General features: G+C 70.9%; 24 protein-coding genes. 14 read left to right on the forward strand and 10 right to left on the reverse strand.

All coding sequences use genetic code 11. From position 1 onward, the window contains the following. Positions 1 to 3: 3 nt before the first annotated feature. Both M3190_RS05590 and msrB read right to left on the reverse strand, forming a co-directional pair. Entirely contained in the window at positions 4 to 1,644 is a 1,641-nt protein-coding gene (locus M3190_RS05590; RefSeq protein ID WP_251579366.1) for a serine/threonine-protein kinase, read from the reverse strand. 121 nt (positions 1,645 to 1,765) lie between these two features. Beyond that, positions 1,766 to 2,170, reverse strand: coding sequence for a peptide-methionine (R)-S-oxide reductase MsrB (gene msrB, locus M3190_RS05595; RefSeq protein ID WP_251579374.1), 405 nt, complete (start codon positions 2,168 to 2,170; stop codon positions 1,766 to 1,768). A gap of 87 nt (positions 2,171 to 2,257) precedes the next feature. Between msrB and M3190_RS05600 the strand changes: the two genes are divergently transcribed. From M3190_RS05600 to groL, 4 genes are all read left to right on the forward strand, one after another. Then, on the forward strand, positions 2,258 to 2,518 hold the full coding sequence (locus tag M3190_RS05600) for a DUF3263 domain-containing protein (RefSeq protein ID WP_251579376.1): 261 nt from the start codon (positions 2,258 to 2,260) through the stop codon (positions 2,516 to 2,518). Between the two features lie 9 nt (positions 2,519 to 2,527). Then, on the forward strand, positions 2,528 to 3,160 hold the full coding sequence (locus tag M3190_RS15495; RefSeq protein ID WP_251579379.1) for a LytR C-terminal domain-containing protein: 633 nt from the start codon (positions 2,528 to 2,530) through the stop codon (positions 3,158 to 3,160). Between the two features lie 142 nt (positions 3,161 to 3,302). Next, complete coding sequence (locus M3190_RS05610; RefSeq protein WP_251579381.1) at positions 3,303 to 3,506, forward strand: cold-shock protein; 204 nt, start codon at positions 3,303 to 3,305, stop codon at positions 3,504 to 3,506. Between the two features lie 312 nt (positions 3,507 to 3,818). Next, positions 3,819 to 5,438 carry a chaperonin GroEL gene (gene groL, locus M3190_RS05615; protein WP_251579383.1) on the forward strand — a complete coding sequence of 540 codons (1,620 nt, stop codon included), beginning with the start codon at positions 3,819 to 3,821 and terminating at the stop codon, positions 5,436 to 5,438. Positions 5,439 to 5,504: 66 nt separating this feature from the next. On the opposite strand, the gene M3190_RS05620 is transcribed toward groL, so the two are convergent. From M3190_RS05620 to M3190_RS05630, 3 genes are all read right to left on the reverse strand, one after another. Next, the gene (locus M3190_RS05620; RefSeq protein ID WP_064001530.1) at positions 5,505 to 5,792 is read right to left on the reverse strand and encodes a WXG100 family type VII secretion target; all 288 of its coding nucleotides are present in this window, start codon (positions 5,790 to 5,792) and stop codon (positions 5,505 to 5,507) included. A gap of 111 nt (positions 5,793 to 5,903) precedes the next feature. Beyond that, positions 5,904 to 7,496, reverse strand: a complete 1,593-nt coding sequence (locus M3190_RS05625; protein ID WP_439958016.1) for a sensor histidine kinase — start codon at positions 7,494 to 7,496, stop codon at positions 5,904 to 5,906. 139 nt (positions 7,497 to 7,635) lie between these two features. Next, positions 7,636 to 8,328 carry a response regulator transcription factor gene (locus M3190_RS05630; protein WP_036311868.1) on the reverse strand — a complete coding sequence of 231 codons (693 nt, stop codon included), beginning with the start codon at positions 8,326 to 8,328 and terminating at the stop codon, positions 7,636 to 7,638. 99 nt (positions 8,329 to 8,427) lie between these two features. On the opposite strand from M3190_RS05630, the gene M3190_RS05635 reads away from it, so the two are divergent. Beyond that, entirely contained in the window at positions 8,428 to 9,747 is a 1,320-nt protein-coding gene (locus M3190_RS05635) for a CPBP family intramembrane glutamic endopeptidase (protein WP_251579392.1), read from the forward strand. 21 nt (positions 9,748 to 9,768) lie between these two features. Here M3190_RS05635 and M3190_RS05640 read toward each other — a convergent pair whose 3' ends face one another. From M3190_RS05640 to M3190_RS05650, 3 genes are read right to left on the reverse strand one after another with little or no spacing between them, the layout of a single operon-like run. Further along, a complete protein-coding gene (locus M3190_RS05640) occupies positions 9,769 to 11,412 on the reverse strand; it encodes a DNA repair helicase XPB (protein ID WP_251579394.1) in 1,644 nt (547 codons plus the stop codon). A gap of 27 nt (positions 11,413 to 11,439) precedes the next feature. Then, on the reverse strand, positions 11,440 to 13,146 hold the full coding sequence (locus M3190_RS15500) for a helicase-associated domain-containing protein (RefSeq protein WP_251579396.1): 1,707 nt from the start codon (positions 13,144 to 13,146) through the stop codon (positions 11,440 to 11,442). Between the two features lies 1 nt (position 13,147). Further along, positions 13,148 to 13,426, reverse strand: a complete 279-nt coding sequence (locus tag M3190_RS05650) for a multidrug ABC transporter ATPase (RefSeq protein WP_251579398.1) — start codon at positions 13,424 to 13,426, stop codon at positions 13,148 to 13,150. Between the two features lie 107 nt (positions 13,427 to 13,533). Here M3190_RS05650 and M3190_RS05655 point away from each other — a divergent pair, with 107 nt between their 5' ends. Both M3190_RS05655 and M3190_RS05660 read left to right on the forward strand, forming a co-directional pair. Next, positions 13,534 to 13,917, forward strand: coding sequence for a cold-shock protein (locus M3190_RS05655; RefSeq protein ID WP_251579400.1), 384 nt, complete (start codon positions 13,534 to 13,536; stop codon positions 13,915 to 13,917). After that, positions 13,901 to 14,734, forward strand: a complete 834-nt coding sequence (locus M3190_RS05660) for a DUF3027 domain-containing protein (protein WP_308222238.1) — start codon at positions 13,901 to 13,903, stop codon at positions 14,732 to 14,734. The genes M3190_RS05655 and M3190_RS05660 overlap by 17 nt, the downstream gene beginning before the upstream one ends. Before the next feature lie 71 nt (positions 14,735 to 14,805). On the opposite strand, the gene serC is transcribed toward M3190_RS05660, so the two are convergent. Continuing rightward, positions 14,806 to 15,924 (reverse strand): phosphoserine transaminase, encoded by a 1,119-nt coding sequence (gene serC / locus M3190_RS05665; RefSeq protein ID WP_251579401.1) that lies wholly within the window; start codon positions 15,922 to 15,924, stop codon positions 14,806 to 14,808. Positions 15,925 to 16,032: 108 nt separating this feature from the next. Here serC and M3190_RS05670 point away from each other — a divergent pair, with 108 nt between their 5' ends. From M3190_RS05670 to M3190_RS05700, 7 genes are all read left to right on the forward strand, one after another. Continuing rightward, positions 16,033 to 16,737, forward strand: a complete 705-nt coding sequence (locus tag M3190_RS05670; protein WP_251579403.1) for a metal-dependent transcriptional regulator — start codon at positions 16,033 to 16,035, stop codon at positions 16,735 to 16,737. A gap of 220 nt (positions 16,738 to 16,957) precedes the next feature. Further along, a complete protein-coding gene (locus M3190_RS05675) occupies positions 16,958 to 17,830 on the forward strand; it encodes a M23 family metallopeptidase (protein ID WP_251579405.1) in 873 nt (290 codons plus the stop codon). Between the two features lie 306 nt (positions 17,831 to 18,136). Beyond that, a complete protein-coding gene (locus tag M3190_RS05680) occupies positions 18,137 to 18,634 on the forward strand; it encodes an HNH endonuclease (protein WP_251579408.1) in 498 nt (165 codons plus the stop codon). A gap of 78 nt (positions 18,635 to 18,712) precedes the next feature. Further along, a complete protein-coding gene (locus M3190_RS05685) occupies positions 18,713 to 20,773 on the forward strand; it encodes a heavy metal translocating P-type ATPase (protein ID WP_439958008.1) in 2,061 nt (686 codons plus the stop codon). Between the two features lie 109 nt (positions 20,774 to 20,882). Next, complete coding sequence (locus M3190_RS05690; RefSeq protein ID WP_251580412.1) at positions 20,883 to 21,569, forward strand: hypothetical protein; 687 nt, start codon at positions 20,883 to 20,885, stop codon at positions 21,567 to 21,569. Next, a complete protein-coding gene (locus M3190_RS05695; RefSeq protein WP_251579410.1) occupies positions 21,569 to 23,152 on the forward strand; it encodes a DNA polymerase Y family protein in 1,584 nt (527 codons plus the stop codon). Before M3190_RS05690 ends, M3190_RS05695 begins: the two co-directional genes overlap by 1 nt. Beyond that, positions 23,152 to 26,562: an error-prone DNA polymerase gene (locus M3190_RS05700; protein ID WP_251579412.1), complete on the forward strand. Its 3,411-nt coding sequence runs from the start codon at positions 23,152 to 23,154 to the stop codon at positions 26,560 to 26,562. The genes M3190_RS05695 and M3190_RS05700 overlap by 1 nt, the downstream gene beginning before the upstream one ends. Positions 26,563 to 26,571: 9 nt before the next feature. Here M3190_RS05700 and M3190_RS05705 read toward each other — a convergent pair whose 3' ends face one another. Then, the gene (locus M3190_RS05705) at positions 26,572 to 26,970 is read right to left on the reverse strand and encodes an arsenate-mycothiol transferase ArsC (RefSeq protein WP_251579414.1); all 399 of its coding nucleotides are present in this window, start codon (positions 26,968 to 26,970) and stop codon (positions 26,572 to 26,574) included. Between the last annotated feature and the right edge of the window lie 18 nt (positions 26,971 to 26,988).

A 26,988-nucleotide genomic window follows, 5' to 3' on the forward strand; every position in this document is an offset into this window, starting at 1 on the left:
GGGTCAGCCCGTCGGTGCGGGCGACGGCGCCTCCGGCGTCGGAGTGTCGGCCGGTTCGGGCTCGGTGACGGTGTCGTCGGTGGGCGCCGGACTCGGTTCCGCGGGGTCGGTACCGCCGCCGTCGTCGTCGGTGACCCCCTCGTCGGAGCCGTCTGTCGTGCCGGTGTCCTCGGCGGGGTCGGTGGTCGCGTCGTCGGGCGTCACCTCGTCGACGGGGGGCTCGCTGGTCTCCTCGGGTGTCGGCGTCGTGTCCTGCTCCTCGGTCGTGCCGCTGTCGCTGACCGTGTCGACCTCTTCGGCGGTGTCCTCCTCGTCGACCGGAGCGGTCGGGCTCACGCCCGGCGTCGGGTCGGTCACAGGAGGCGGATCCGCCGGAGTGTTCTCGTCGCCGCCGGCGGTGAGGGCCAGGATGCCGCCCGCCCCGGCGACGAGCGCCGCCGCGGCAGCCGCGGTGACCCAGATCGTCGCGCGGCGACGTGGGCGTCGGCGGTTCCGCCGTGCGGTCGGCTCCGCTTCCGCGGGTGCCGTCCGTGACGGCACGGAGTCCGCCTCCGGTGTCGGCACGTCTGCCGGCCGGGCGCCGGAAGAGGCCGCCAGCACGCTGGTGGGGGCCGTACCCGGCGCGGACGGAGGCGGCGCGGCATCGCCCGCCGCGGTTCCGGCGGGCAGGAGGGCCTCGGTCGCGGCATCCGCCGCCGTGCCGTCACGTGTGTCCGCCGAGTCGTCGCGGACGACGCCGTCGGCCATCGCCGCGCCGATGGCTCCGGCCGCGGCCACTCCGGCGGGAAGGGCCTCGGTGGGTGCATCGGACGTCGTCGTGGCGAGCGAACGCGCTCTGATCGCGACGTCGAGGGCGGTGGGCCGCTCGGCCGGGTCGACGCGCGTCATGGCGCGCAGGAGTTCCTGCCACGCCGGGTCGAGTCCCGCGGGGATCTCCGGCGGGGCTTCGAGGCGCGCGAGCGCGGTCGCGACGCCTGCCGCGTCCGGGAAGGCCCGTGACCCCGTGAGGGATTCGATGAGGACCAGGCCGAGTGCGTAGACGTCGGCGGGCGGTGCCGGATCCACGCCCCGCACCTGCTCGGGAGCGAGGTAGGCGGCGGTGCCGATCACTTCGCCGGGATTCGTCACCCGGGCCGTGTCGACGAGGTAGGCGATGCCGAAATCGGCGAGTTTGGCGCGGAACTCGTGATCGGGCAGATGAGAGGGTGCGAGGAGGACGTTCGACGGCTTCACGTCACGGTGCACGACACCGGCCCCGTGGGCGACGTGGAGGGCTTCGCCGAGGTCGGCCGCCATGATCGCCGCCGCGGGCGGTGTCAGCGGGGATCGGGCGATGCGCGTCGTGAGGGTCGGCCCCTCGACGAGCTCCATCACGAGGTAGGGCGGGTCGGCGTCGAGCTGAGCGTCGTAGAGGGTCACCAGCGACGGGTGGTTGAGCGCAGCCAGCACACTGACCTCGCCGCGCGCGCGACTGTCGGCGGCGACCCCGTCGGCGCCCGAGCGCACGATCTTGATCGCGACCTCGCGACCGAGGACGACGTCCTCGCCGCGGAAGACGTCCGCCATCCCGCCGCGTCCCAGGGTCTCGCCGAGGCGGTAGCGGCCACCCAGCAGGTCGTCGGTGGCGTCGGTGGTGTCGGGCATGTGCATCCTCCGACCGCGGCGACTCTCACCGCGCTCGTGGCCACGGTAGATGCGACAGGCCGCGGCGACACCAGGGTTGACGGTGTCGTCGCGGCCTGCAAGCGGGCGGTCGCCGCTGACGTCAGTCGTTCTTCGGTGTGAACGAGAGGGACAGCGAGTTCATGCAGTAGCGGTCGCCGGTGGGGGTGCCGAAACCGTCAGGGAAGACGTGCCCCAGGTGCGAGCCGCAGTTCGCGCAGCGCACCTCCGTGCGCACCATTCCGTGACTGCGATCCTCGATCAGCTCGACGGCCTCCGGGCGCACCGACTCGTAGAAGCTCGGCCAGCCGCAGTGCGAATCGAACTTGGTCCCGCTCTGGAACAGCTCGGCGCCGCACGCCGCACAGGTGTAGAGGCCGGCACGGTCCTCGTCGAGGAGTTCGCCCGTCCATGCGCGCTCCGTTCCCGCCTGCCGCAGCACGGTGTACTGCTCGGGGGTCAGCTCCTCCCGCCACTGCTCGTCGGTCTTCTCCACGCGATAGCTCATGTGTTGTTCCTTCCCTCGACATATTCAACCGGACGAACCGCCCCGATGTTCCGCGATGACCGATGATGCTCGTCGTAGCGTGGGGGAGTGCCCCTCTCCGATCGCGACCGCGCCGTCCTCGACTTCGAGGCGCGCTGGCCGGGGCACTCCGGGGCGAAGGAGGAGGCGCTGCGTGCGGGCCTCTCTCTGACCCCTGCGCGCTACTACCAGCTGCTCGGGCGGATCCTGGAGTCGGCGGACGCCGTCGCCTACGACCCGGTGCTCGTGCATCGGCTGCGGCGCCTTCAGGCCGCACAGGAGCGGGAGCGCCGCTCGCGCGCCAGGATCCTCCCGGCGTCGGCCCGATAGCATTCTCGGGTGCCGTCTCCGACCTCCCCTGCCGAGCCAGAGCAGCCCACCTCCGCGGAAGCACCCGCATCGGCGGTGCGGGCTGCCGCGAAGGATCGCTTCGACGACGTGCCGCATCACCCCGCTCGGGTCGGGGCGCATCGGGCGGAGAACCCCCGCCTGCGCGTGGGCGTCATCGTGCTGTGGTCGGTGGTCGCGACCGTCGCCATCGTCGCGGTGGGTGTGCTCAGCACGATGTTCGCGACCGGTCGTCTCGATTTCGCTCCCCGCTCGGAGTCCACCGCCACATCGCAGGTGGTCGCTCCGCAGGTCGACACGTCGTATCAGGTCCTGATCCTCAACGCGACGCCGGATGCCGCTCTGGGACAGGCCGTGCGCGACGATGTCATCGCCGCAGGCTGGGCCGAGGCGGATGTCGAGGAGAGCAACGCCAGCTCGGACGACTTCCCGACCACCACCGTGTACTACGGCACCGCGGCGGACGAGGCCGCCGCCCGTGGACTGGCCGACGCGATCGGCGGCGCGGAGGTGTCGCTCGACGACACCTACCAGGTGGTCGCACCGCCCGAGACGGCGAGCGCGGAGGGCGAGACGCGCTCTCAGCTCGTGGTGGTCGTCGGGCTCGACTTCGGCTCGGAGTGATCCCTTCCGCGGCGGCTCGACCGCCGCGTGTTTCGCCGTCGTAAACACTTCGGTTCGGGGGTGTCAACAAAGCCCGGAACCGCCGGATCCGCCGTCGAGGCGTGGCTAGCATTTCGATGTCCCACAGCTTCAGGAGATTCGCATGACCCAGGGAACCGTCAAGTGGTTCAACGCCGAGAAGGGCTTCGGCTTCATCACCCTCGGTGACGGACAGGACGTCTTCGTCCACTACTCGAACATCGAGATGTCGGGATTCCGTGTCCTCGAAGAGGGTCAGTCGGTCGAGTTCACCGTCGGGACCGGTCAGAAGGGCCCGCAGGCCGAGTCGGTCCGCGTCGTCGCCTGACTCCCCGCATCCCTCCATCTCGGGCGCCGCGATCCGAGGCGCCGACACGCGAAGAGACGTCCCGCAGTGGGCGTCTCTTCGCGGTTGTGGACGGTCGATGAGCGCTGATGTGGCGTCCCGTCGGGAACCTCGGACCCCCTTCCGGCGCAGACGTCGTCCCGCACGCCGCGACACATCCGGTGCGGCTTGCACTCCCTAGGGTCGAGTGCCAGAATGATTTAGCACTCACTCATCATGAGTGCCAGAACTATCCCGCTCCCAGTCCCTGGGGGCACGGTACTGAACCTCACGTCCGGGAGGGACGACACACTTATGGCAAAGATCATCGCTTTCGACGAGGAGGCCCGTCGCGGCCTCGAGCGCGGCCTCAACACCCTGGCCGACGCCGTCAAGGTGACGCTCGGCCCCCGCGGCCGCAACGTCGTGCTCGAGAAGAAGTGGGGCGCCCCCACGATCACGAACGACGGCGTGTCGATCGCCAAGGAGATCGAGCTCGACGACCCGTACGAGAAGATCGGCGCGGAGCTCGTCAAGGAGGTCGCGAAGAAGACCGACGACGTCGCCGGTGACGGTACGACGACGGCCACCGTCCTCGCCCAGGCGCTGGTGCGCGAGGGTCTGCGCAACGTCGCAGCCGGTGCCGACCCGATCTCGCTCAAGAAGGGCATCGAGAAGGCCGTCAAGGCTCTCTCCGACGAGCTGCTCGCCGGCGCGAAGGAGATCGAGACGAAGGACCAGATCGCGGCGACGGCGTCCATCTCTGCTGCCGACCCCGAGATCGGCGCCCTGATCGCCGAGGCCATCGACAAGGTGGGCAAGGAAGGCGTCGTCACGGTCGAGGAGTCCAACACCTTCGGCACCGAGCTCGAGCTCACCGAGGGCATGCGCTTCGACAAGGGCTACATCAACCCCTACTTCGTCACCGACGCCGAGCGTCAGGAAGCGGTCTTCGAGGACCCCTACATCCTGATCGCGAACCAGAAGATCTCGAACATCAAGGACCTTCTGCCCGTCGTCGACAAGGTGATCCAGGACGGCAAGGAGCTCCTGATCATCGCCGAGGACGTCGAGGGTGAGGCTCTCGCGACCCTCGTGCTCAACAAGATCCGCGGCATCTTCAAGTCGGCTGCCGTCAAGGCCCCCGGCTTCGGCGACCGTCGCAAGGCCCAGCTGCAGGACATCGCGATCCTCACCGGCGGCCAGGTCATCACCGAGGAGGTCGGTCTCAAGCTCGAGAACGCCACCCTCGACCTGCTCGGCCGTGCGCGCAAGGTCATCATCACCAAGGACGAGACCACCATCGTCGAGGGTGCCGGTGACGCGTCGCAGATCGAGGGTCGCGTGACCCAGATCCGTCGCGAGATCGAGAACACGGACAGCGACTACGACCGCGAGAAGCTGCAGGAGCGTCTCGCCAAGCTCGCCGGTGGCGTCGCCGTCATCAAGGCGGGCGCGGCCACCGAGGTCGAGCTCAAGGAGCGCAAGCACCGCATCGAGGACGCCGTTCGCAACGCGAAGGCGGCCGTCGAGGAGGGCATCGTCCCCGGTGGTGGCGTCGCGCTGATCCAGGCGGGCGAGAAGGCCTTCGCGAACCTCGAGCTGGTCGGTGACGAGGCGACCGGTGCGAACATCGTCAAGGTCGCGATCCAGGCTCCGCTGAAGCAGATCGCGCTGAACGCCGGTCTCGAGCCCGGTGTCGTCTCGAACAAGGTCGCCGAGCTCCCCGCCGGTCAGGGCCTCAACGCCGCCACGGGCGAGTACGTCGACATGTTCGCCGCGGGCATCATCGACCCGGCCAAGGTCACGCGCTCGGCGCTGCAGAACGCTGCATCGATCGCCGGTCTGTTCCTGACCACGGAGGCCGTCGTCGCCGACAAGCCCGAGAAGGTCGCGGCGCCGGCAGGCGACCCGACCGGTGGCATGGACTTCTGATCCACCGCTGAATCGCGAGCGAAGGGCCCCTCCTCCGGGAGGGGCCCTTCGTCGTTCCCGGCACGGTCAGCGGAACATCCCCGCGGCGGCCATCTCGGTCTGGGCATACTGCTGACCGACGGCGCCGAGAGCCGTGCTGATGTCGGCGAGGGCGGCGTCGAGTTCACGCTGCGCGGCCCGCCAGCGTTCGACCACGGACTGGAAGGCCACGGACGCACTGCCGGTCCACGATCCCTGCAGCTGGGTCAGATGCCCGAGCATCGCGGTGGTCTCGGACTGGACCCGGTCGCCGGTGGCCCGGATGGTGCTGGTGGCGGCGAGGACGGCGTCGCTGTCGACGGTGAAGGTGGACATCGCGGTTCCTTTCGATCGGATGCCGCAACGCTAGGAGCGCACCGACCGACACCCGTCTCTGTGCACGACACAGGGGAGGAGGCGGGCGGGACGGGGCCTGGGGAGGAGACCTCAGGCGTCGGGAAGCGAGGTGCGCGGCAGCGGCTGCGTGGACAGGTCGAGCGCGGCGCCGGCGGTGGCCCGATCGACCGCGAGAGGCAGCCACACGGTGAAGGTCGCGCCGCCACCGGGGGTGTCGGTGACCTCGATGGTGCCCTGCAGCGTCGCGACGATGGACGCGACGATCGACAGGCCGAGACCCGAGCCGCCCGTCTCGCGGGTCCGAGAGGAGTCGGCTCGCCAGAAGCGCTGGAAGATCTTGGCGCGGATCTGCTCCGGGATCCCCTCGCCGTGATCGGCCACCGAGATCCAGCCGCGCGACGACTCGAGGTCGGCGCCCACGGCGAGCTCGATCGGCGACCCCTCCGGGGTGTAGCGGCGTGCGTTGCCGAGCAGGTTCGCCACGACCTGACGGATGCGGTTCTCATCGCCGAGCACGATCGGGGCGGCGGTCTGCGGCGTGGGCACGACGATGGGCGAGGTCACCAGGGCGGGGGGCGGGGCATCCGCTCTGCCGCGACGGCGGAGCAGACGTCCGGCGCCGGCGATGGGCCCCGGGCGCCGCTTGGGTGCCTCGGGGTCCGGCTCGGCGAGCATCGCCAGGGGGATGACCGAGCTGGCTGTGTGCCCCGTGAAGGTCACCTCGCGGTCCGGGGCGGCGGCGCGCGCGTCCAGAGCGGCATCGCGGGCGATGGGACGGAGGTCGACCGGGACGACGGCGATGTCGCGCTGCTCGTCGAGGCGCGCGAGCGCAAGGAGGTCCTCGACCAGCGCGCCCATCCGGATCGCCTCCTTCTCGATGCGCTCCATCGCCTGCGTCGTCTGCTCGGGGTCCTGGATCGCCCCCATCCGATAGAGCTCCGCATAGCCGCGGACCGTCACGAGAGGGGTGCGGAGTTCATGGCTGGCATCGCCGATGAACCGCCGCATCCGTTCCACCGTCGAGTCGCGCTCGCCGAGGGCCTCGTCGATGCGGTCGAGCATGACGTTGATGGCGGTCTTCAGGCGCCCCACTTCGGTGCCGGGGGCGATGTCGCTCATTCGCTGACTGAAGTCGCCCTTCGCGATCGTCATGGCCGTGGACTCGACCTGGCCGAGCCCGCGGAACGCGAGGGTCACGAGGCCCCGGGTGAGAACGGCGCTGCACAGGATCGTGAAGAGGGCGAGCGCCGTGTAGATGCCGATGTAGTTGGCGACGGTGCGGTTGACGTCATTGAGAGGGAGGGCGACCAGCTGCGTGTAGTAGTCGCGCGAGCCCGGGATCGGGAGGGTGTCGACGCTCGCGCGGTAGCGCACGGTGCCGTCGGCCGAGGAGAGATCGAAGGGGGCCGTCCCGTTGAGCACGGTCTGGTCGAGGGAGAACGTCTCGGGGAACTGCGGCGGGGACAGCGAGGAATCCCCGCCGGCGACGGCGAGCAGCCGCCCGTCGCCCTTGCCGCTGTAGACCGCGACGGCGAAGTCCGTCGGTGCCGCAGCGATCGGGGTGAAGCTCGCCTCGCCGTCCTCGATCGTGACGTTCATGAGGTTGCTCGCGATGTCGGTCGTCACCGTCTGCGTGAGGGACTGGTCGACGGCGTTCAGCTGCGCGTTGCGCAGGAAGATCATGGTGCCGACACCCGCGCCGATCATGCCGAAGGCGAGCACGCTGACGGTGACACCCGTGACCTTCGCACGCAGGCTGAGGCCTCGCCACCAGCGGGTGACGCGGTCCTGCTTCTCGGTCGGGCCCAGGGGGCGCCTCCGTTCAGGCGGTGCGGTCGGCCTTCAGCATGTACCCGAAGCCGCGCTTGGTCTGGATGAGCGGCTCGGACGAGTGCGGGTCGATCTTGCGGCGCAGGTACGAGATGTAGCTCTCCACGATGCCGGCGTCGCCGTTGAAGTCGTACTCCCACACATGGTCGAGGATCTGCGCCTTGCTGAGCACCCGGTTGGGGTTGAGCATCAGGTAGCGCAGGAGCTTGAATTCGGTGGGGGACAGGTCGATGGAGACGTCGCCGACCTGGACGTCATGGGTGTCCTGGTCCATCGTGATCTCGCCGGCCTTGATGATGGAGTCCTCGTCGGCCTGCATCGTTCGGCGCAGGATGGCCTGGATGCGGGCGACGATCTCGTCGAGGCTGAAGGGCTTGGTGACGTAGTCGTCGCCGCCGGAGTTGAGGCCCTCGATCTTGTCCTCCGTCGCGTCCTTCGCGGTGAGGAAGAGGATGGGGGCGGTGTATCCCGCGCCGCGGAGGCGCTTGGTGACGCTGAACCCGTTCATGTCGGGCAGCATGACGTCGAGGATGATGAGGTCGGGTTCTTCCTCGAGGACGGCCGAGATGGTCTGGGCGCCGTTCGCGACGGCGCGGACCTGGTATCCGGCGAACCGAAGACTCGTGACCAGCAGGTCCCGGATGTTCGGCTCGTCGTCGACGACGAGGATTCGCGCAGCGGTCATGTGCCCATACTGGCACCGGAATCCATCGGTTTGCTGGACATTCCCGCGTCGGGTCGCCTCGGGGTACGATCCCCGTCCGGGGTGGGACAGGATGGGACGGTGACTGTTCCGCAGCCCCGACCTCCGCATCCCCTTCCCGCCGACGCGACCGGGAACGGTCTCGCGTTCCACCGTCTGGTCTTCGCGCGCGAGCGCCGCGGGTGGTGGGTGCCGCTCGTGACGGGCATCCTCGGTGTCGTCTTCTTCCTCGTCGGATCACTGCTGATCGGCCTGCTCTTCGGCATCCTGGTGTTCGCTGCGGATCCGACAGCCGGCGCCGACGCGATGCTGCGCCGGCTGACCGTCATGGACGTCACGGACCCGATCGGGCTCGCGGTGATCCTGCTCTCGCTCGCGATCCTCTGGCCGTCGTACCTGTTCGCGTCGTGGATCGTCGCGGGCAAACGCATCGGCCACATCTCGTCCGTCGCGGGACGGCTGCGGTGGCGGTGGATGCTGCTGTGCGCCGGGGCCGCGGTCGTCGTCTACATCGTCGTCTCGGCGCTCACCTTCCTCATCCCCGTCGAGGAGGGGTCGAGCGGCGACCTCGTCGCACCCCAGGACAACGCGTCGTTCGTCGCATCGCTGCTGGTCGTCCTCCTGCTCGTGCCCTTCCAGGCGACCGCGGAGGAATACGTCTTCCGCGGCTACCTCATGCAGACGGTCGGTCGCTGGCTGCGGCATCCGGCCTGGGCGATCCTGCTGCCCGTCCCGCTGTTCGTCCTCGGCCACGTGTACGACGTGCTGGGGCAGACGAGCGTGGCGGCGTTCGCGATCGCGGCGGGCTGGCTCACCTGGCGCACGGGCGGTCTGGAGGCCGCGATCGCGCTGCACGTCATCAACAACATCGTCGCGTTCGGGTTCTCGGTGTTCGGACTCAGCGACGCCAATGCCACCGACACGACGGTGATGGGGCTGGTCTCGTCCGTCGTGATGATCGCCATCTACGTCGGGGTCGTCGAGTGGCTGTGGCGGCGTGGCGACGGTCGACGCACGCTGCGTCTGACACCGGCGCCCGAGCCCGTCTCCGCGCCGCCCGTCTACGGCTATGCCCCCTACGGGCAGCCCGCGTACGGCTCTGCACCCTCCGGGCAGCCGGTCTACGGCCAGCCGCCCGTCTACGGCCAGCCGCCGGTGTACGGGCGGCCTCCCGTCTACGGGCAGCCGCCGGTCGCGCCGGCGCCCGATCCGGCCGCCGCCGAGCCGTACTCCGGGCCGCCTCTCCAGCCGCACCAGGCTCCGCGGTGGGGCGAGTACGCACCGGCACCCGACCACTCGCGGGCGCCGGAGACCCCGACCGCCGACCCGAGCCCGGCACCGGACGGCTCCGGCTCGTCGGGTGACGGCGGGGCGTCCGGGGCGTCGTCCTCGTCGGACTGAGGCTCCGGACCTGCGCGTCGCTCAGGCGGCGCGCAGGTCGTCGGCGTCGAGGATCGTGTAGCTGTAGCCCTGCTCGGCGAGGAACCGCTGGCGGTTCTGCGCAAAGTCCTGGTCGACGGTGTCGCGGGCGATGAGCGTATAGAAGCTCGCCTTGTGCCCGTTGGACTTCGGCCGCAGCAGACGGCCGAGGCGCTGCGCCTCCTCCTGGCGTGACCCGAAGGAGCCCGACACCTGGATCGCGACGGACGCGTCCGGCAGGTCGATCGAGAAGTTGGCGACCTTCGAGACGACGAGCACCGGGATGCGGGCATGCCGGAACGCGTCGAACAGCTCCTCGCGCTCGTCGACCGGGGTCGAACCCGTGATCTTCGGCGCACCGAGCTCCTCGGAGAGCACGTCGATCTGGTCGAGGTACTGCCCGATCACGAGGATCTGCTCGCCCTCGTGCTTGGCGACGAGGTCGCGGACGACGTCGATCTTGGCGTGCGCCGTCGCCGCGAGCCGGTAGCGCTCGTCGTCGGCGGAAGCGGCGTATTCGAGCCGGTCGGATGCCGGCAGGTCGATGCGCACCTCGTAGCAGACCGCGGGGGAGATGAAGCCCTGCGCCTCGATCTCCTTCCACGGTGCGTCGAACCGCTTGGGGCCGATGAGGCTGAACACGTCGCCCTCACGCCCGTCCTCGCGCACGAGCGTCGCGGTGAGGCCGAGCCGGCGCCGCGCCTGCAGATCGGCGGTGAGTTTGAAGATGGGCGCGGGGAGCAGATGCACCTCGTCGTAGACGATCAGCCCCCAGTCGAGCGCGTCGAGCAGCGCGAGGTGCGCGTACTCGCCTTTCCGCTTCGCCGTGAGGATCTGGTAGGTCGCGATAGTGACCGGCTTGACCTCCTTGGACTGACCGGAGTACTCGCCGATCTCCTCGGGGGTCAGGGACGTGCGCTTGAGCAGCTCGTCGCGCCACTGGCGTGCGCTGACGGTGTTGGTCACGAGGATGAGGGTCGTCGTCTTCGTGTCGGCCATCGCCGCCGCGCCGACGAGCGTCTTGCCCGCGCCGCAGGGGAGCACGACGACTCCCGATCCGCCCTCGCTGAAGATGTCGACGGCCTTGCGCTGGTAGGGGCGCAGCGTCCAGCCGTCCTCGTGGAGCTCGATCTCGTGCGGGGTGCCGGGCGTGAACCCGGCGTGGTCCTCGGCGGGCCAGCCGATCTTCAGCAGCTCCTGCTTGATCTGGCCGCGCGCCCACGCGTCGATGACGTAGGTGTCGGGGGTCGGGTGCGCGATGAGAAGCGGCTGGATGCGGCGGTTCCGCGCGATCTCGGCGAGCACCGCCTTGTCGGTCGAGCGCAGGATGAGTGTGCCTTCGTCGTCGCGCTCGATGACCAGTCGGCCGTAGCGGCCGACGGTCTCGCGGATGTCGATGGACACCGACGGCGGTACGGGGAACTTCGCCCAGCGCTCCAGGGTCGCCAGCATGTCCTCGGCGTCATGCCCGGCGGCACGCGCGTTCCACAACCCGAGCCGCGTCACGCGGTAGGTGTGGATGTGTTCGGGGGCGCGCTCGAGCTCGGCGAAGATCGCGAGCTCGTGGCGCGCGTTCTCCGCGTCGGGGTGCGCCACTTCGAGCAGCACAGTGCGGTCGCTCTGGACGATGAGGGGGCCGTCAGCCATAACCGGCAAGTCTACCGGCCGCGCCGATCAGACCGGGCGGACGCTGACGATGCTCGACAGCGGCAGGGTGCGTTCGACGTCAGCGGCGCGGTCGCGGCCGCGCAGACGGCCTCCGCCCAGCCCCGCCGCTTCGAGGGTGACGTCGCGCGAGGAGCCGTCGGGCATGCGCACGGTGATCTCGATCGTCGCCCGGGTGCGGACGGCCTGATCGAGCTCGCGTTCGAGCCAGGCGGCATCCGCGTCCTCCGACAGGCTCGCCCTCAGCTTCTCGATGAGGGTGCGGTAGCGCTCGGACGCTGGGGGTTCCGGCGCGGCACGGTCGCCGGTCTCGTGCCGATCGGGGGTGCGGGGCACGCCGTCGGCGTCCACCGCGAGCACGGAGTATCGGGCGTCGGCGAGCATCCGGAAGGTCGTCTCGGGGCTGATGCGGGTCACGAGGTCGTCGCCGTCGGATACGAGCCCGAGCGGGCGAAGGGCCTGGTCGACGCCTATCGCCTCGAGCAGGTCGGCGTCGCCGGACACGCGCGTCCATCCCTGCCAGTCCGGCCCGACGCGCAGCCGACCGTGCCGCGCAGCGGCCCGCTCGATCTCGTAGGCCAGCGGCTGCGGGACGCCGGTGAGCGACAGGGTGTTCAGGAACTCGGTGAGGGATGCCGCGGTCTCCCCGGCGGCGAAGGCGGCGCCGATCGTCTCTGCCGCGAACCGGTAGGTCGCCGCCTGCGCACGCGACTCCCGACGCGCGATGGTGCGCAGGCGCTGATCGAGCTGTGGCTCCAGCGGACCGGGGGCGATCGCGGTGAGGTCGTTCTGCAGATACACCTTGTCGACCTCGTGGGGCAGGAGCGAACGCAGGGTGCCGGTGTCGGCATCCGCCCCGCGTGCGAGCCCTGCGGCCCACCCGGGCGGTGTGCCGTCGGGGGCGGTCATCGCCCACTGCGTGATTAGAGCGGCCAGTCGTGTCACCCGATCGGGCCAGGCCGGATCGTACGGGTGGGCGCCGGGCCATTCGGCGGCTGGGCGCCAGCCGCCCTCGAGCGTGCGCAGCGCGCGGGGGAGCCGCTCCCGCAGGCGGTGAGCGACCTCGAGCCACCGCTCGAGGGTGCGCGTCCCGAGCCACCGCATCCCGGCGTCGGAGACCGCCCACGTCCGCTCCGATCCCGACAGCAGTCCCGCCTGCGCGGCGATCGCGACGAGCGTGTCGGCGTCCTCCGGGGTCTGTGCCGCGCCGGTCTCGACGAGGCGCCGACGGTCGCCCGCGCTGAGCGCACCGGAACCGATGCGCCCGAGCGGTGTCCGGGCGGTGGCGTGGAGGATGTCGGCGAGGGATGCGACGGCGTCGAATGCCCGCTCGGCGCTCGCGGCATCCGACTCGGCTCTGCCGGCGAACACCGCGGGTGCCGCCACCGGCGTCGCGGCGGCCAACCCGGTTGCGACCGCGTCATACGGGCGGCCGTCGGCGTCGGCGAGGGCGCGAGCGACGAGGCCGCCCCGGACGGAGGGCGTGACCGCGGTGCCCTCCGTGATTGCGGCGCGGAGAGCGGTGGCCTCGAGATCGGACAGATCCGCGAGGGCACGGTTCAGCTGTGCGGGGTCCAGCAGTGCGTCAGCGGCATCGAAGAAGTCGGTCCACGATATGCCGGGCGAGATGTGCCGGGCGTCGAAGAGAGCGCCGAGGGCATCCGGGTCGAGCGTCGCGAGGCGGGTCGCGAGGGCACGAGCGTCGGAGGCGGTCACGTCAGCGGCCCTTGTTCGCCCGTCCCCGTCGCACGAAGGTCATGATCAGCAGCGCCAGGAGGAGCGCGAAGGCCACCGGCGGGGCGACGTACACGATCAGCGTCACGACGGGCCACATCCCCGTTGCGAAGTCGGCCTGCTCCAGGCCGCCCGGACCGGACGCGATGATGATCGAGAAGAAGCAGATGACCGAGAGCACCAGCAGACCCAGGGACATGAACGCCAGGATGCGGTCGATGCGACGGACGGGAAGGTCGCCGGCCGAGGGCGGAGTGGTCATCCGATCAGAGTAGCGGCTCGCCGGGGTGCCGTAGTCTGGTGGCTGGGGCTGAGACGGTCCCACTTTTCCATGCCCGCGTGCGGGCTCGAGCAGCGAGGTTTCGACACATGCCCACCGGCAAGGTCAGGTTCTACGACGAGGCCAAGGGATTCGGCTTCATCACCGGCGACGACGGTCAGGACGTCTTCCTGCACGCGACGGCGCTCCCCGCGGGGACCACGACGATGAAGCCCGGCACGCGCCTGGAGTTCGGCGTCGCCGACGGCCGCCGCGGCCTGCAGGCGCTCGCCGTCCGCGTGCTCGACGCCCCCGTCAGCCTCAGCAAGCGCAACCGTCCGAAGGCCGACGACATGGCCGTGATCGTCGAGGACCTCGTGAAGCTCCTCGACGGCATCGGCGGGGATCTGCGCCACGGCCGTTACCCGAGCACGTCGCACGGCAAGAAGGTCGCGGCGATCCTGCGCAAGGTTGCCGATGACCTCGACGCCTGAGCACCCCGACCAGCCTGAGCAGCCGGAGGTCGCCGAGCAGTCGGAGGTCGCCGAGCAGCCCGAAGTCGCCGAGCAGCCGGACGTCGCCGAGCAGCCGGACGTCGCCGAGCAGCCGGAGATCGCCGAGCAGCCCGAGGCCGATCCGGCTCCGGAGGCCGAGGAGCCGGTGACGGGAGAGCCCGTCGTCGTCGACCCGCGCCTGTTCGACGCGCACGACCTGGCACGGGCGGCGCTGCTCGAGGTGACTCCGGAGTCGACGATCGGCGAGGCCGCCGGCTACGTCGTCGAGGACGGCGGTGTCGTCTCGTTGCGGTTCGCGAACCGCATGGACGGCTACCCCGGGTGGTTCTGGACGGTCAGCGTGGCTGTCGTCGAGGGCGCCGACCCGACGGTCCTCGAGGTGGAGCTCCTTCCCGGCGACGGCGCGCTGCTGGCGCCCGAGTGGCTGCCGTGGGCGGAACGTCTGGCCGAGTACCAGGCGGCTCAGGCTGCGGCCGGCGAGGACGACGACTCCGACGAGGACGACGCGTCCGACGAGGACGAGGATGATGTCGAGGACGGCGACGACATCGATGACGCGGCCGACTTCGACAGCGACGGATCCCCGATCCTGCACGCGGGAGACGTCGATGGTGTGGACATCGACGAACTCGACGACACCGCAGCTGCAGACGACGACGATGAGTCGGACGACGATGACGAACAGTCCGACGATGAGGATGACGAAGAGTCCGATGTTGAGGACGACGAGTCCGATGTTGAGGACGACGAGTCCGACGACGACGAGGATTCGCGGGAGTCGCTGCGCGAGTACTGACGCGCAGCATCCGCTCTCACACGGACGCGCCCCCGGGGATCTCTCCTCGGGGGCGCGTTCGTCTGCGGAGGTCAGTCGGCGAGGTGCTCGACGGTGTAGTCGATGGCCCCGATGAGCGTGCGGACGTCCGACGGCTCGATCGAGACGAAAGTCGCCACACGCAGCTGGTTGCGACCGAGCTTGCGATACGGCTCCGTGTCGACGATGCCGTTGGCGCGCAGGCTCTTCGCGATCGCAGCCGCGTCGATGGACTCGTCGAAGTCGATCGTGACGACGACGGGGGAGCGGTCCGCAGGGTTCTGGACGAACGGGGTCGCGAAGGATGCGGCATCCGCCCAGGCGTAGAGCGCACCGGACGACTCCGCCGTGCGGGCGCCCGCCCACGCGAGACCGCCGTTCCCGTTGATCCACTGCAGCTGCGTGTCCAGGAGCTGCAGGGTCGCGATCGCGGGGGTGTTGAGGGTCTGCTGCAGGCGCGAGTTGTCGAGCGCGTTCTTGAGGCTCAGGAACTCGGGGATGTAGCGACCGGATGCCGAGACCCGCTCGATCCGCTCGATGGCCGCCGGCGACACCGCGGCGTACCAGAGGCCGCCGTCGGAACCGAGGTTCTTCTGCGGGGCGAAGTAGTAGACGTCCGTCTCGGTCACGTCGAAGTCGATGCCGCCGGCAGCGCTCGTCGCGTCGACGACGGTCAGCGCACCGGCGTCGCCGTGGACGCGGGAGATCGCCGTCGCGACACCGGTCGAGGTCTCGTTGTGCGGCCAGGCGTAGACGTCGACACCCTCGACCGCCTCCGGTGCGACGCTCGTGCCGGGCTCCGCCTTGCGGACATCCGGTGCCTCGAGCCACGGCGCGCCGGCGGCGGCGGCGAACTTGCCGCCGAACTCGCCGAAGACGAGGTTCTGCGCGCGCTTCTCGATGAGCCCGAACGCCGCGGCGTCCCAGAACGCGGTCGAGCCGCCGTTGCCGAGGATGATCTCGTAGCCGTCGGGAAGGCGGAGGAGTTCGGCGAGACCGGAGCGCGTGCGGCCGACGAGATCCTTGACGGGAGCCTGGCGGTGGGAGGTGCCGAAGAGGGTCGCGCCCTGCGTGACGAGCGCCTCGAGCTGCTCGGCACGGACCTTGGACGGACCGCAGCCGAAGCGGCCGTCGACGGGCAGGAACTCGGGGGGCAGGGTCACAGTCGCCATGCCGAGAAGTCTAGGGCGCCCGCCTCGGCCGCCCCGGCCCCGTGACGCCGCGTGACCCGATGCCGGATAGGCTGGGAACGCACTGTCTCCCGCGCGAAAAGGCCTCTGATGACCGACCTCATCGACACCACCGAGATGTATCTGCGCACGATCCTCGAACTCGAGGAGGAGGGCATCACGCCCCTCCGCGCCCGCATCTCGGAGCGCCTCGGGCACTCGGGCCCGACGGTGTCGCAGACGATCGGCCGGATGGAGCGCGACGGTCTCGTCGTGGTCTCGGAGGACCGCAAACTCGAGCTCACCGACCCGGGCCGTCAGAAGGCCGTCGACGTGATGCGCAAGCACCGTCTCGCCGAGCGACTGCTCTCGGACGTCATCGGTCTCGACTGGGCGTACGTCCACGAGGAGGCCTGCCGCTGGGAGCACGTCATGAGCGAGCTCGTCGAGCGCCGACTGATCGAGCTGCTCGACCATCCGACCGAGTCGCCCTACGGCAACCCGATCCCGGGACTCGACCAGCTGGGCGACGTTCCCGCGAACACGTTCGACAGCGGGGTCGTGGGTCTGGTCCGCCGGCTGACGGATGCCGGTGGCCCCCTCACGGGCAGCGTCCGTCGTCTCGCCGAGCCGATCCAGGTCGACCCCGAGCTGCTCGCGCAGCTGCGCGACGCGGGCGTCGTGCCCGGCCGATCGGGCTCGTTCCGCTTCAACGAGGGCTACGTGCTCGTCGAGATGGACGGTGCCGACGACGCCCTCGAGCTGCCCGTCGAGGTCGCCTCGCACATCTTCCTCGTCGACGTCCGCGAGCTCTGAGCCGGTCCGCCGATTACCGGGTTCAGAGCCCGGAGCGTGACTTATTCGTTACCTTCGGGTAGCCTCGGAGGGTCCATCGGCGAGAAGCCCGCCACGGACCGCTTCGCGAGTTGCCTCTCCGGCTCGTCATTCGCGAAGTGCCCCGTACATCTGTGCCCGACACTGAGTGCCGACGAGCCAGCATCCTGCCAGCAGGGATGCGGAGGCGCCGGAGGACAGCTTGGCTGAAGAGTTCCACCCGTCGAACGAGATTTCTGAGGCGTCGACGGCCCCCCGTAAAGGTCGTCTGAGCCGCCGGGTCGCTGCGAAAGCGCCCGCGACCCGTTCGACCGCCGCTCGTCCGCATCCCGTCCGCAGCTTCGTCACCGTCGCCGCCGTCGCGGGAATGGTCGCGACGGTCGCCATCCCCGCCTTCGCAGCGGCCGACCGCGGCGATGTCGCCGAGGCGCGGACGCTGCAGCAGGTCTCCGCCGACGATGCGCAGTCGCTCGTCGTCGCCTCGGAGGGCAGCCCCGAGACCCTCGAGCGCGGCGGGTACTCCGCCACGACGCCCGAAGAGATCGCGGCGGCGAAGGCGAAGAAGGCGGCGGAGGAGGCGGCGAAGGCCGCGCTCGCCGCCCGCCTCGCCGCGGCTTCCAGCGCGTCGAGCTCGAGCTCGCGGTCGTCGAGCTTCTCGTCCGCCGTACCGCTCGTCGCGCCGGGCTCGGGCACCGTCCGTCGCCCGCTCGCGCACTTCAACAACTTCGGCCGTCCGTACGCGGGCCACAAGGGCACCGACTACATGGTCGGCCGCGGCGAGCCGATCTACGCAGTCGCCGACGGCACCGTGGTGGCCTCGTCCGAGTCCGGACCGGGCTGGGGTGTGTACGTGAAGATCGCCCACAACATCGGTGGGACGAGCGTCACGTCGCTCTACGCGCACATGGACTGGGGCACGCGACGCGTCTCGGTGGGCGACAGGGTCTCGGCCGGGCAGCTGATCGGTCAGGTCGGTGACACCGGCCGTGCCAACGGCACCCACCTGCACCTCGAGATCCGCGTCAACAACGGCTACACCAACGCCGAGTCGTGGCTGCAGGCCAACGCCGGCTGACGACACACGGCATCCGTTCGTCTGCTGTTCGCCCTCGGGCATCCCCGGGTGTATTACCCTGACCCCGACGCTCGTTCGAGCCGAGGGGAGCCGCATGGACATCCAACCCCGCATTCGCAACCGGAATGCGCTAGGTCGGCATGTGCTGCGGCATCGTGTGCACGATTGCCACGACGTCGGTCGTGCGATGAAGGCGCTGTCATCATGACAGCGCCTTTTTTCGTGCCCGCATCCCTCTCGACCCGTGCCGCGTCGACACAACGGAAGGCCGCTGAAGCCGTCACGGCAGTTCGAGAGGACACCCACATGCGCACTCTGGTGCTGAACGCAGGTTACGAACCCCTGGCCGTCGTCTCCTTCAAACGAGCACTCGTGCTCGTCATGACGGAGAAGGCCACCATCATCGAGCGCGTCGAGGAGGACCCCGTCTGGGGCACCCGTGACGTCTACGACCGTCCGGCCGTCATCGTGCTGACGCGGTACGTGCGCATCCCCGCCGGGCGACGCGTGCCCGTCACGCGCCGAGGTGTCCTTCGCCGCGACGGCAACCGGTGCGCGTACTGCGGGAAGAGCGCGACGACGATCGATCACGTTCTCCCCCGATCGCGCGGGGGAGCGGACTCGTGGGAGAACCTCGTCGCGGCATGCCTCCGGTGCAACAACGTGAAGGGCGACCGGACACCTCAGGAGATGCACTGGGAGCTGCGGTGGATCCCGTCCGCCCCACGCGGCGCCGGATGGCGCGTGCGGGGGACCGAGCGCACCGATCCGGCGTGGGAGCCGTACCTGGCGCTCGCCGCGTAGGCGGTTCGGTCGGAATACTCGTGGACGGCTCGCGTTGGGCCGTGTATACCCCTAGGGGGTATAAGCGAGGGGAGCGACATGCACGCGGAGCACGACATGCACGCCGGGCACGACATGCACGCGGGTCACGATGTCCATTCCGGGCATCAGGGCCATGACATGCACGGCGGACACGGTGACCACGTCGGGCAGTTCCGGCGGCTGTTCTGGATCAACCTCCTGATCGCGGTCCCGGTGGTGGCCGCATCCCCGATGTTCGCGATGATCCTCGGCTACGAGGTGACGGGGTGGATGAGGTGGGTCGCCCCGGTGCTCGGAACCGTCATGTTCGTGTGGGGCGGGCGTCCGTTCCTGACCGGCGCTGTCGCGGAGCTGCGACGCCGCTCGCCGGGGATGATGCTCCTCATCGCCCTCGCGATCACCGTCGCGTTCCTCGCATCGTGGGGGGCGAGCCTCGGCATCCTGCATCACGAGCTCGAGTTCTGGTGGGAGCTCGCGCTGCTCATCGTCATCATGCTGCTCGGACACTGGATCGAGATGCGCTCGATCGCGCAGACCAGCTCGGCCCTCGACTCGCTCGCCGCGCTCCTGCCCGACGAGGCGGAGCGCGTCGAGGGCGATGTGGTCGTCACCGTCGCCCCGAGTGAGCTGCGGGTCGGCGACGTCGTCGTCGTGCGCCCCGGCGGCAGCGTCCCCGCGGACGGCCGCGTCGTGGACGGACGCGCCGAGATGGACGAGTCGATGATCACGGGCGAGTCCCGCCCCGTCGCGCGCGGAGAGGGCGCCGCCGTCACCGCCGGCACCGTCGCGACCGACTCCGGACTGCGCGTCGAGGTCACGGCGACCGGGGACGACACGGCGCTCGCCGGCATCCGTCGCCTCGTCAGTGACGCGCAGAACTCGTCGTCGCGGGCGCAGCGCATCGCCGATCGCGCCGCGGCGCTGCTGTTCTGGTTCGCGCTCGGTGCGGCCGTCGTGACGGCGCTCGTCTGGAGTCTCATCGGGATGCCGGACGAGGCCGTCGTGCGGACGATCACCGTCCTCGTCATCGCCTGCCCGCACGCGCTGGGCCTGGCGATCCCGCTCGTCGTGTCGATCGCGACCGAGCGCGCGGCCCGGGGAGGCGTGCTCGTGACCGACCGGTTGGCCCTCGAGGCGATGCGGACGGTCGACACGGTGCTGTTCGACAAGACCGGGACCCTCACGAAGGGCGAGCCGGTCGTCGCGAAGGTCGCGGCATCCGCTCACCTCGGTGAGGCCGAGGTGCTCGCCCTCGCCGCGGCGGCGGAGGCGGACAGCGAGCACCCGCTGGCGCGCGCGATCGTGCGCGCCGCGGGGGAGCGTGGGCTGGGCGTGCCGGCGGCGACGGGCTTCTCGTCGTCGCCCGCGGTAGGGGTGACGGCATCCGTCGAGGGCGCGTCGGTGCGGGTCGGCGGTCCGCGCCTGCTCGAGGAGATCGGCGCGGGCGAGGTGGATGCCGCCGAGGCATGGCGGGCGGATGGGGCGATCATCCTGCACGTCGTGCGCGACGGCGAGGTCGTGGGCGGGTTGAAGCTCGCGGACGAGGTGCGGCCCGAGTCGCGTGCGGCCGTCGACGCGCTGCATCGCATGGGCGTGCAGGTGGTCATGATCACGGGCGACGCCGAGGCGGTCGCGCGGTCGGTGGGTGACGAGCTCGGGATCGATCGGGTGTTCGCGCAGGTGCGTCCCGAGGACAAGTCCGACGCGGTCGCCGCCCTCCAGGCGGAGGGGCGGAAGGTCGCGATGGTCGGCGACGGTGTCAACGACGCACCTGCGCTGGCGCGCGCCGACGTCGGGATCGCGATCGGCGCGGGGACCGATGTCGCGATCGCCTCGGCGGGTGTCGTGCTGGCGGGGTCGGATCCTCGCAGCGTGGTGTCGGTGATCGCGCTGTCGCGCCGGTCGTATCGCAAGATGCAGCAGAACCTGTGGTGGGCGGCGGGGTACAACCTGCTGTCGGTGCCCCTCGCGGCGGGTGTCCTCGCGCCGATCGGGTTCGTGCTGCCGATGTCGGTGGGCGCGATCCTCATGTCGCTGTCGACGGTGGTCGTCGCGCTCAACGCGCAGCTGCTGCGACGGATGGACCTGCGGCCGGAGGTCAGCGTCCGCGAGGTGTGAGGCGGGGGTGGTGTGAGCGGGAGGCGATGTCGGGGGTCGTGCGTATCTTCGAACTCGACCGCTTGAGTCACTCGAACAAAGCTTCTACCATGTCGAGGTGAGATCCATCGTGCGCACCACCGCCACTGCCCAAGAGGTGCAGCGGCTGCGTGCGCAGATGGCCCAGATCCAGGGGCGCAAGCTCGATGCGCCGCCTCTTCCCACCCATCCTGCCCTGGCCGAGCTGCTGCCGGGCGGCGGACTGCGCCCCGGTTCGTCGTATGCGATCGGCGGCTCGATGTCGCTGCTGTTCGGCCTGCTGGCGCAGCCGTCGCAGACCGGCAGCTGGTGCGGGGTGGTCGGGATGCCGGGGTTCGGCGCCGAGGCGGCGGAGAAGGCGGGGGTCGATCTGTCCCACCTCGTGCTGATCCCCGAGCCGGGGCCGCGCTGGCTCGCGGTGACCGCGACGATCGCCGACGTGCTGCCGGTCGTCGCGGTGCGACCCCCGGGCAGGGCGAAGGATGCCGAGATCTCGCGACTCGCGGCGCGCATGCGCGAGCGGGGGGTCGTGCTGCTCGTGCAGGGTCCGTGGCCGCAGACCGAGGCGATGATCGACGTGACGGATGCGCGGTGGTCGGGCCTCGGCGACGGGTACGGCGTGCTCGAGGGACGCGAGCTGACCGTGACGGTGACGAGCCGGCGCTTTCCGGTGCCGCGGTCGTCGCGGATGCTGCTGCCCGCTCCGGACGGTGCGATCGCGGTGCGTGAGCAGCCCGTCGCCCCCGTGGTCGACCTGCCGATGCGGGCGGTGAGCTGATGGATCCCGCGCTCGTCGACACCGGCACCGAGCCGGTCCGCAGTCTCGTCGTGTGGGTGCCGGATTGGCCGGTCGTCGCGCTCGCTCGCGAGGGGCTCGCGGACTCCGCGCAGCCGATCGCCGTCTTCGCGAAAGGGACCGTCGCGGCGACGTCCCCCGCCGCGCGCGGCGACGGGGTGCGGCGGGGGATGCGGCGCCGCGACGCGCAGGCGCGGTGCCCGCAGCTGCAGGTCGTCGACGCCGACGACGCACGCGATCACCGCACCTTCGCCCCCCTCATCGCCCGGCTCGAGGAGATCGCCCCGGGCGTGCAGTTGCGCGAGCCGGGGCTGTGCGCGCTGCGGGTGAAGGGCCCCGCCCGGTTCTACGGCGGCGAGGCGGGAGCGGCGACCGCACTGACCGGCGCGCTCGCCGAGCTCGGTGTGCTCGATGTGCGCGCGGGGGTGGGCGACGGCCCGTTCACGGCGGAGCAGGCGGCGCGGGCGACCGGCGCCGATGCTCCGCTGCGGATCGTGCCGCCGGGTGCGGCGGCTGCGTTCCTGTCGCCGCTGCCGGTGACGGCGCTCGAGGACGAGGCGGTCGCGAGCCTGTTCGCGCGTCTCGGCATCCACACCCTGGGGCAGCTCGCCGCGCTGCCGCCGCAGCGGCTCGTCGAGCGGCTCGGTCCCCGCGGGGCACGGCTGCACGCGCTCGCGTCGGGGCTCGATTCGCAGCCCGTGCAGCCGCGCACGCCGCCGCCCGAGCTCGAGCGCGAGGTCAGCTTCGAGCCGCCGCTCGAGATCGCCGACCAGGTCGCGTTCGGCATCCGGCTCGCGGCGGAGCAGTTCATCTCGGGACTCGGCGCCGTCGACCTCGTCTGCACCGAGCTGCGTGTCGCGCTGACGGGCGACCGCGGCGACCACAGCGAGCGGGTGTGGCTGCATCCGGGGGCGTTCGATGCGGCGGCCGTCGTCGACCGCGTGCGCTGGCAGCTCGCCGAGCGCGGGCTCAAGAGCGCCGTCGCCAAGGTGCGGATCGCGCCTGAGAAGGTGGACGCGGCATCCCATCACGTGAAGGGGCTGTTCGGATCGGGGCCTGAGGAGCGTGTGCACTCGGCGCTCTCGCGGGTGCAGGCGATGCTCGGGCACACCGGGGTGGTCACCCCGCAGGTCGGCGGCGGGCGCTGGCTCGCCGAGCGGCAGGTGCTCGTGCCGTGGGGCGACCGTGCTGTCATCGCCGAGCGGGCGCGGCCGTGGCCGGGGAGCCTTCCCGATCCGCTGCCGGCGACCGTGTTCCCCGAGCCCGTGCCCGTCGCCGTCATCGACCGCGACGACGACATGGTCGCCGTCGACGGTCGCGGCGAGCTGACGGCCGAGCCGGTCGCGCTGATCCTCCCCGGCGCGCCGGATGCGTCGGGGGCGCGCAAGCCTCGGCATCCGCGTCGCATCGCGTCGTGGGCGGGGCCGTGGCCCGTCATGGAGCGGGGGTGGGATGCCGCACGCGCCCGTCGCGCGCACCGGTTCCAGGTCGTCGACGAGGCGCAGACGGCCTGGCTGCTCGTGTGCGAAGAGGGTGTCTGGCACGCCGAGGGCAGGTACGACTGATGGGCTGGGGCAACAACCCGTCGGTCTCGTGGTCGGAGATGGAGCGGATCCTCAGCGATCGGCGCCGTCCCGAGGGTGCGCCGGCGGGCACCGACGGCGGCGACAGTCCGGCGTGGTCGCACAAGCGAGGCAAGTACCGCACGCCTGAGATCGAGCGACCGCGCGACGTCGTGCCGTACGCCGAGCTGCACGCGCACTCGTCGTTCTCGTTCCTCGACGGGGCGTCCTCACCCGAGGACCTCGTCGAGGAGGCGGAGCGCCTCGGCCTGCACGCCCTCGCGATCACCGACCACGACGGGTTCTACGGCATCGTCCGGTTCGCCGAGGCGGCCGAGCACCTGCAGCTGCAGACCGTCTTCGGCGCCGAGCTGTCGCTCGGGCTGCCCGGTCCGCAGAACGGCGAGCCCGACCCGCATGGCCGGCATCTGCTCGTGCTCGCGCGCGGCGAGGAGGGCTACCACCGGCTCGCCGCCGCCATCACGCACGCGCAGCTGTCGGGCGGTGAGAAGGGACGCCCGGTCTACGATCTGCGCGACCTCGCCGACCGGGCGGGCGGGCACTGGCAGGTGCTGACCGGATGCCGCAAGGGCGCCGTCCGGCAGGCGCTCGCCGCCGACGGGCCGGCCGCCGCGGCATACGAGCTCGACCGGCTCGTCGACCTGTTCGGGGCGGACCGGGTCGACGTCGAGCTCATCGACCAGGGGGCGCCGACCGACTCGCGCGACAACGACGTGCTCGCCGCGCTCGCCGCCGAGCGCGGGCTCCCGGTGGTCGCGACGAACAACGTGCACTACGCCGTGCCCGAGAAGGTGCACCTCGCCGCGGCGGTCGCGGCGGTGCGCGCGAACCGCGGGCTCGACGAGCTCGACGGCTGGCTGCCCTCGCACGCGAGCGCGCACCTGCGCTCGGGCGCTGAGATGGCACGGCGGTTCCGGCGGTATCCGGGGGCGGTCGAGCGGACGGTCGAGCTCGCCGACGAGCTCGCGTTCCCGCTGCGCCGCGCGAAGCCCGCGCTGCCGAAGATGCAGGTGCCCGAGGGGCACACGCCGATGACGTGGCTGCGGCACCTCGTGTGGGAGGCGGTGCCCCGCAAGTACCCGGATGCCACCGAGGCGAACCGTGCGCGCATCGAGAAAGAGCTGGGCGTCATCGAGCAGAAGGACTTCCCGGGGTACTTCCTCATCGTGCACGGCATCGTGCAGGAGGCACGGCGCCGCGGCATCCTCTGCCAGGGGCGGGGATCCGCCGCGAACAGTGCCGTCTGCTACCTGCTCGACATCACCGCGATCGACTCGATCTTCTACGACCTGCCGTTCGAGCGGTTCCTGTCGGCGCTGCGCGACGAGGAGCCCGACATCGACGTCGACTTCGACTCGGACCGGCGCGAGGAGATCATCCAGTGGGTCTACGAGACCTACGGACGCGAGCGGGCGGCGCAGGTCGCGAACGTCATCCAGTACCGGCCGAAGAACGCGGTCCGCGACATGGCGAAGGCGCTGGGGCACTCGCCGGGGCAGCAGGATGCCTGGTCGAAGCAGGTCGAGCGCTGGGGAGCGGTGCTCGACACCCCGCCCGATCACGACATCCCGGAGCGGGTGGTCGAATACGCGGGGGAGCTGTTGAAGGCGCCGCGGCACCTCGGCATCCACTCCGGCGGCATGGTGCTGACGGACCGCCCGGTCGGCGAGGTCGTGCCGATCGAGCACGCCCGGATGGAGAACCGCACCGTCATCCAGTGGGACAAGGACGACGCGGCGTGGATGGGGCTCGTGAAGTTCGACCTGCTGGGGCTCGGGATGCTCGCCGCCCTGCAGTACTGCTTCGACATGATCCAGGCGGCGACGGGGGAGACCTGGTCGCTCGACACGATGCCCAAGGAAGAGGCCGCGGTCTACGACATGCTGTGCCGTGCCGACTCGATCGGGGTGTTCCAGGTCGAGTCGCGTGCGCAGATGGGACTGCTGCCCCGCCTCCAGCCGCGGAAGTTCTACGACCTCGTGGTCGAGATCGCGCTCATCCGTCCAGGGCCGATCCAGGGCGGCGCGGTGCACCCGTTCGTGCGGCGCAAGCTCGGCGACGAGCCGATCACCTACGCGCACCCGAAGCTCAAGCCGGTGCTGGAGCGGACGCTCGGCATCCCGGTGTTCCAGGAGCAGCTCATGCAGATGGGCATGGCCGTCGGCGATCTGTCGGGGGAGGATGCCGACCTGCTGCGCCGCGCGATGGGCTCGAAGCGCGGGATCGAGCGGATCGACTCGCTGAAGAAGAAGCTGTACGAGGGGATGGCGCGCAACGGCCTGACCGGCAAGGCCGCCGACGACATCTACGTCAAGATCCAGGCGTTCGCGAACTTCGGCTTCGCCGAGAGCCACTCGCTGTCGTTCGGGCTGCTCGTGTACGCGTCGTCGTGGCTGAAGCTGCACTACCCGGCGGCGTTCCTCGCCGCGCTGCTGCGTGCGCAGCCGATGGGTTTCTACTCGCCCGCGACCCTGACCGCCGACGCGCGTCGGCACGGGGTGGAGGTGCGCCGCCCTGACCTGCACGCCTCGGGGGTGGATGCCGGGCTCGAGCCGGTGGGTGCGGGCGACACGCACTTCCGCGCCCCGACCGGCCGGGACGCGTGCACCGACCGCATCCAGCCGCCCGTGCCCGAGTTCGACCGGTCGCTGCCGGACGAGTCGGCGGCGCACCGACGGGACGGGAACGTCGCGGTGCGGCTGGGGCTCGCGTCGATCACGGGGATCGGCGTGCCGTTGGCGACGAGAATCGTGACGGAGCGCGAGGCATCCGGTCCGTACCGGGATCTGCGCGACCTCGTGCGGCGGACGGGCGCGACGGCGGCGCAGCTCGAAGCACTTGCGACGGCGGGCGCGTTCGAGAGCCTCGGGATCACGCGACGCGAGGGCATCTGGTTGGCGGGGGATGCCGCGCAGGACCGCCAGGAGTTCCTCGAGGGCTCGCTGGTGTCGGTGCAGCCGCCGCTGTTCCCCGATCAGTCGAGCTACGACGTGCTCGCCGCGGACCTGTGGGCGACGGGGGTGTCGGCCGACGACCACCCGCTGACGCACTACCGCTCGCAGCTCGACGCGCGCGGGGTGATCACCTCACGCGGGATGCGCGAGCACGAGGTCGGGCGGCGCATCGAGGTCGCGGGTCTGGTGACGCACCGGCAGCGGCCGGCGACGGCATCCGGGATCACGTTCCTGAACCTCGAGGACGAGCACGGCGTCATGAACGTCATCTGCTCGGTCGGGGTGTGGAACAGGTACCGCCGCATCCTGCGCGACAGTCCCGCCCTCATCGCGCGCGGCATGCTCGAGCGCTCGCCCGAGGGGGTGACGAACCTCGTCGCCGACGGGTTCGAGGACCTGCGGGTCGGGGTGCAGCACCGGTCGCGCGACTTCCGGTGAGCGGCGCAGCTAGCGGGACAGGAGCTCCGCGTGGATCCTCTGCGCCACCGCTTCGCGGAGGGGGCGCACCGCATCGACGTCCCACGCTTCGGGGTTCGGGAACGACCACTCCAGGACCTCGCCCCGCGGGGCGGAGGGCAGCGCCAGCCCGGGCTTCATGAGCACGACGATGTCGGCCTCGTCGAGGTCGGCGGACGCGACCGCCCGCGGCACGCGTGCCGAGATGTCCACGCCCAGCTCGGCGAGCGAGGCCGCGACCGCGTCGTTCACCTCGCTCGCGGGGGAGAGTCCTGCCGACGTCGCGGTGAACCGGTCGCCCGCGAGCTCCTCGAGAAGGGCGGCGCCCAGCTGCGAACGGCCGGCGTTGTGCTGGCAGATGAACAGGACGGTGGGGGCTGTGGTGCTCATGCTGTCTTTCGGGTCGGG

This window comes from Microbacterium oleivorans, assembly GCF_023715745.1.
In the GTDB taxonomy this organism is placed as follows: Bacteria; Actinomycetota; Actinomycetes; order Actinomycetales; family Microbacteriaceae; genus Microbacterium; species Microbacterium oleivorans_D.

Coding starts and splice junctions, on each gene's coding strand:
- M3190_RS05610 (WP_251579381.1), top strand. CDS start 3,303: ATGACCCAGGGAACCGTCAAGTGGTTCAACGCCGAGAAGGGCTTCGGC.
- M3190_RS05660 (WP_308222238.1), top strand. CDS start 13,901: ATGACCTCGACGCCTGAGCACCCCGACCAGCCTGAGCAGCCGGAGGTC.
- M3190_RS05695 (WP_251579410.1), top strand. CDS start 21,569: ATGGATCCCGCGCTCGTCGACACCGGCACCGAGCCGGTCCGCAGTCTC.
- M3190_RS05700 (WP_251579412.1), top strand. CDS start 23,152: ATGGGCTGGGGCAACAACCCGTCGGTCTCGTGGTCGGAGATGGAGCGG.
- M3190_RS05670 (WP_251579403.1), top strand. CDS start 16,033: ATGACCGACCTCATCGACACCACCGAGATGTATCTGCGCACGATCCTC.
- M3190_RS05620 (WP_064001530.1), bottom strand. CDS start 5,792: ATGTCCACCTTCACCGTCGACAGCGACGCCGTCCTCGCCGCCACCAGC.
- serC (WP_251579401.1), bottom strand. CDS start 15,924: ATGGCGACTGTGACCCTGCCCCCCGAGTTCCTGCCCGTCGACGGCCGC.
- M3190_RS05685 (WP_439958008.1), top strand. CDS start 18,713: ATGCACGCGGAGCACGACATGCACGCCGGGCACGACATGCACGCGGGT.
- M3190_RS05650 (WP_251579398.1), bottom strand. CDS start 13,426: ATGACCACTCCGCCCTCGGCCGGCGACCTTCCCGTCCGTCGCATCGAC.
- M3190_RS05655 (WP_251579400.1), top strand. CDS start 13,534: ATGCCCACCGGCAAGGTCAGGTTCTACGACGAGGCCAAGGGATTCGGC.
- M3190_RS05640 (WP_251579394.1), bottom strand. CDS start 11,412: ATGGCTGACGGCCCCCTCATCGTCCAGAGCGACCGCACTGTGCTGCTC.
- M3190_RS05630 (WP_036311868.1), bottom strand. CDS start 8,328: ATGACCGCTGCGCGAATCCTCGTCGTCGACGACGAGCCGAACATCCGG.
- M3190_RS05625 (WP_439958016.1), bottom strand. CDS start 7,496: ATGATCTTCCTGCGCAACGCGCAGCTGAACGCCGTCGACCAGTCCCTC.
- msrB (WP_251579374.1), bottom strand. CDS start 2,170: ATGAGCTATCGCGTGGAGAAGACCGACGAGCAGTGGCGGGAGGAGCTG.
- M3190_RS05590 (WP_251579366.1), bottom strand. CDS start 1,644: ATGCCCGACACCACCGACGCCACCGACGACCTGCTGGGTGGCCGCTAC.
- groL (WP_251579383.1), top strand. CDS start 3,819: ATGGCAAAGATCATCGCTTTCGACGAGGAGGCCCGTCGCGGCCTCGAG.
- M3190_RS05705 (WP_251579414.1), bottom strand. CDS start 26,970: ATGAGCACCACAGCCCCCACCGTCCTGTTCATCTGCCAGCACAACGCC.
- M3190_RS05680 (WP_251579408.1), top strand. CDS start 18,137: ATGCGCACTCTGGTGCTGAACGCAGGTTACGAACCCCTGGCCGTCGTC.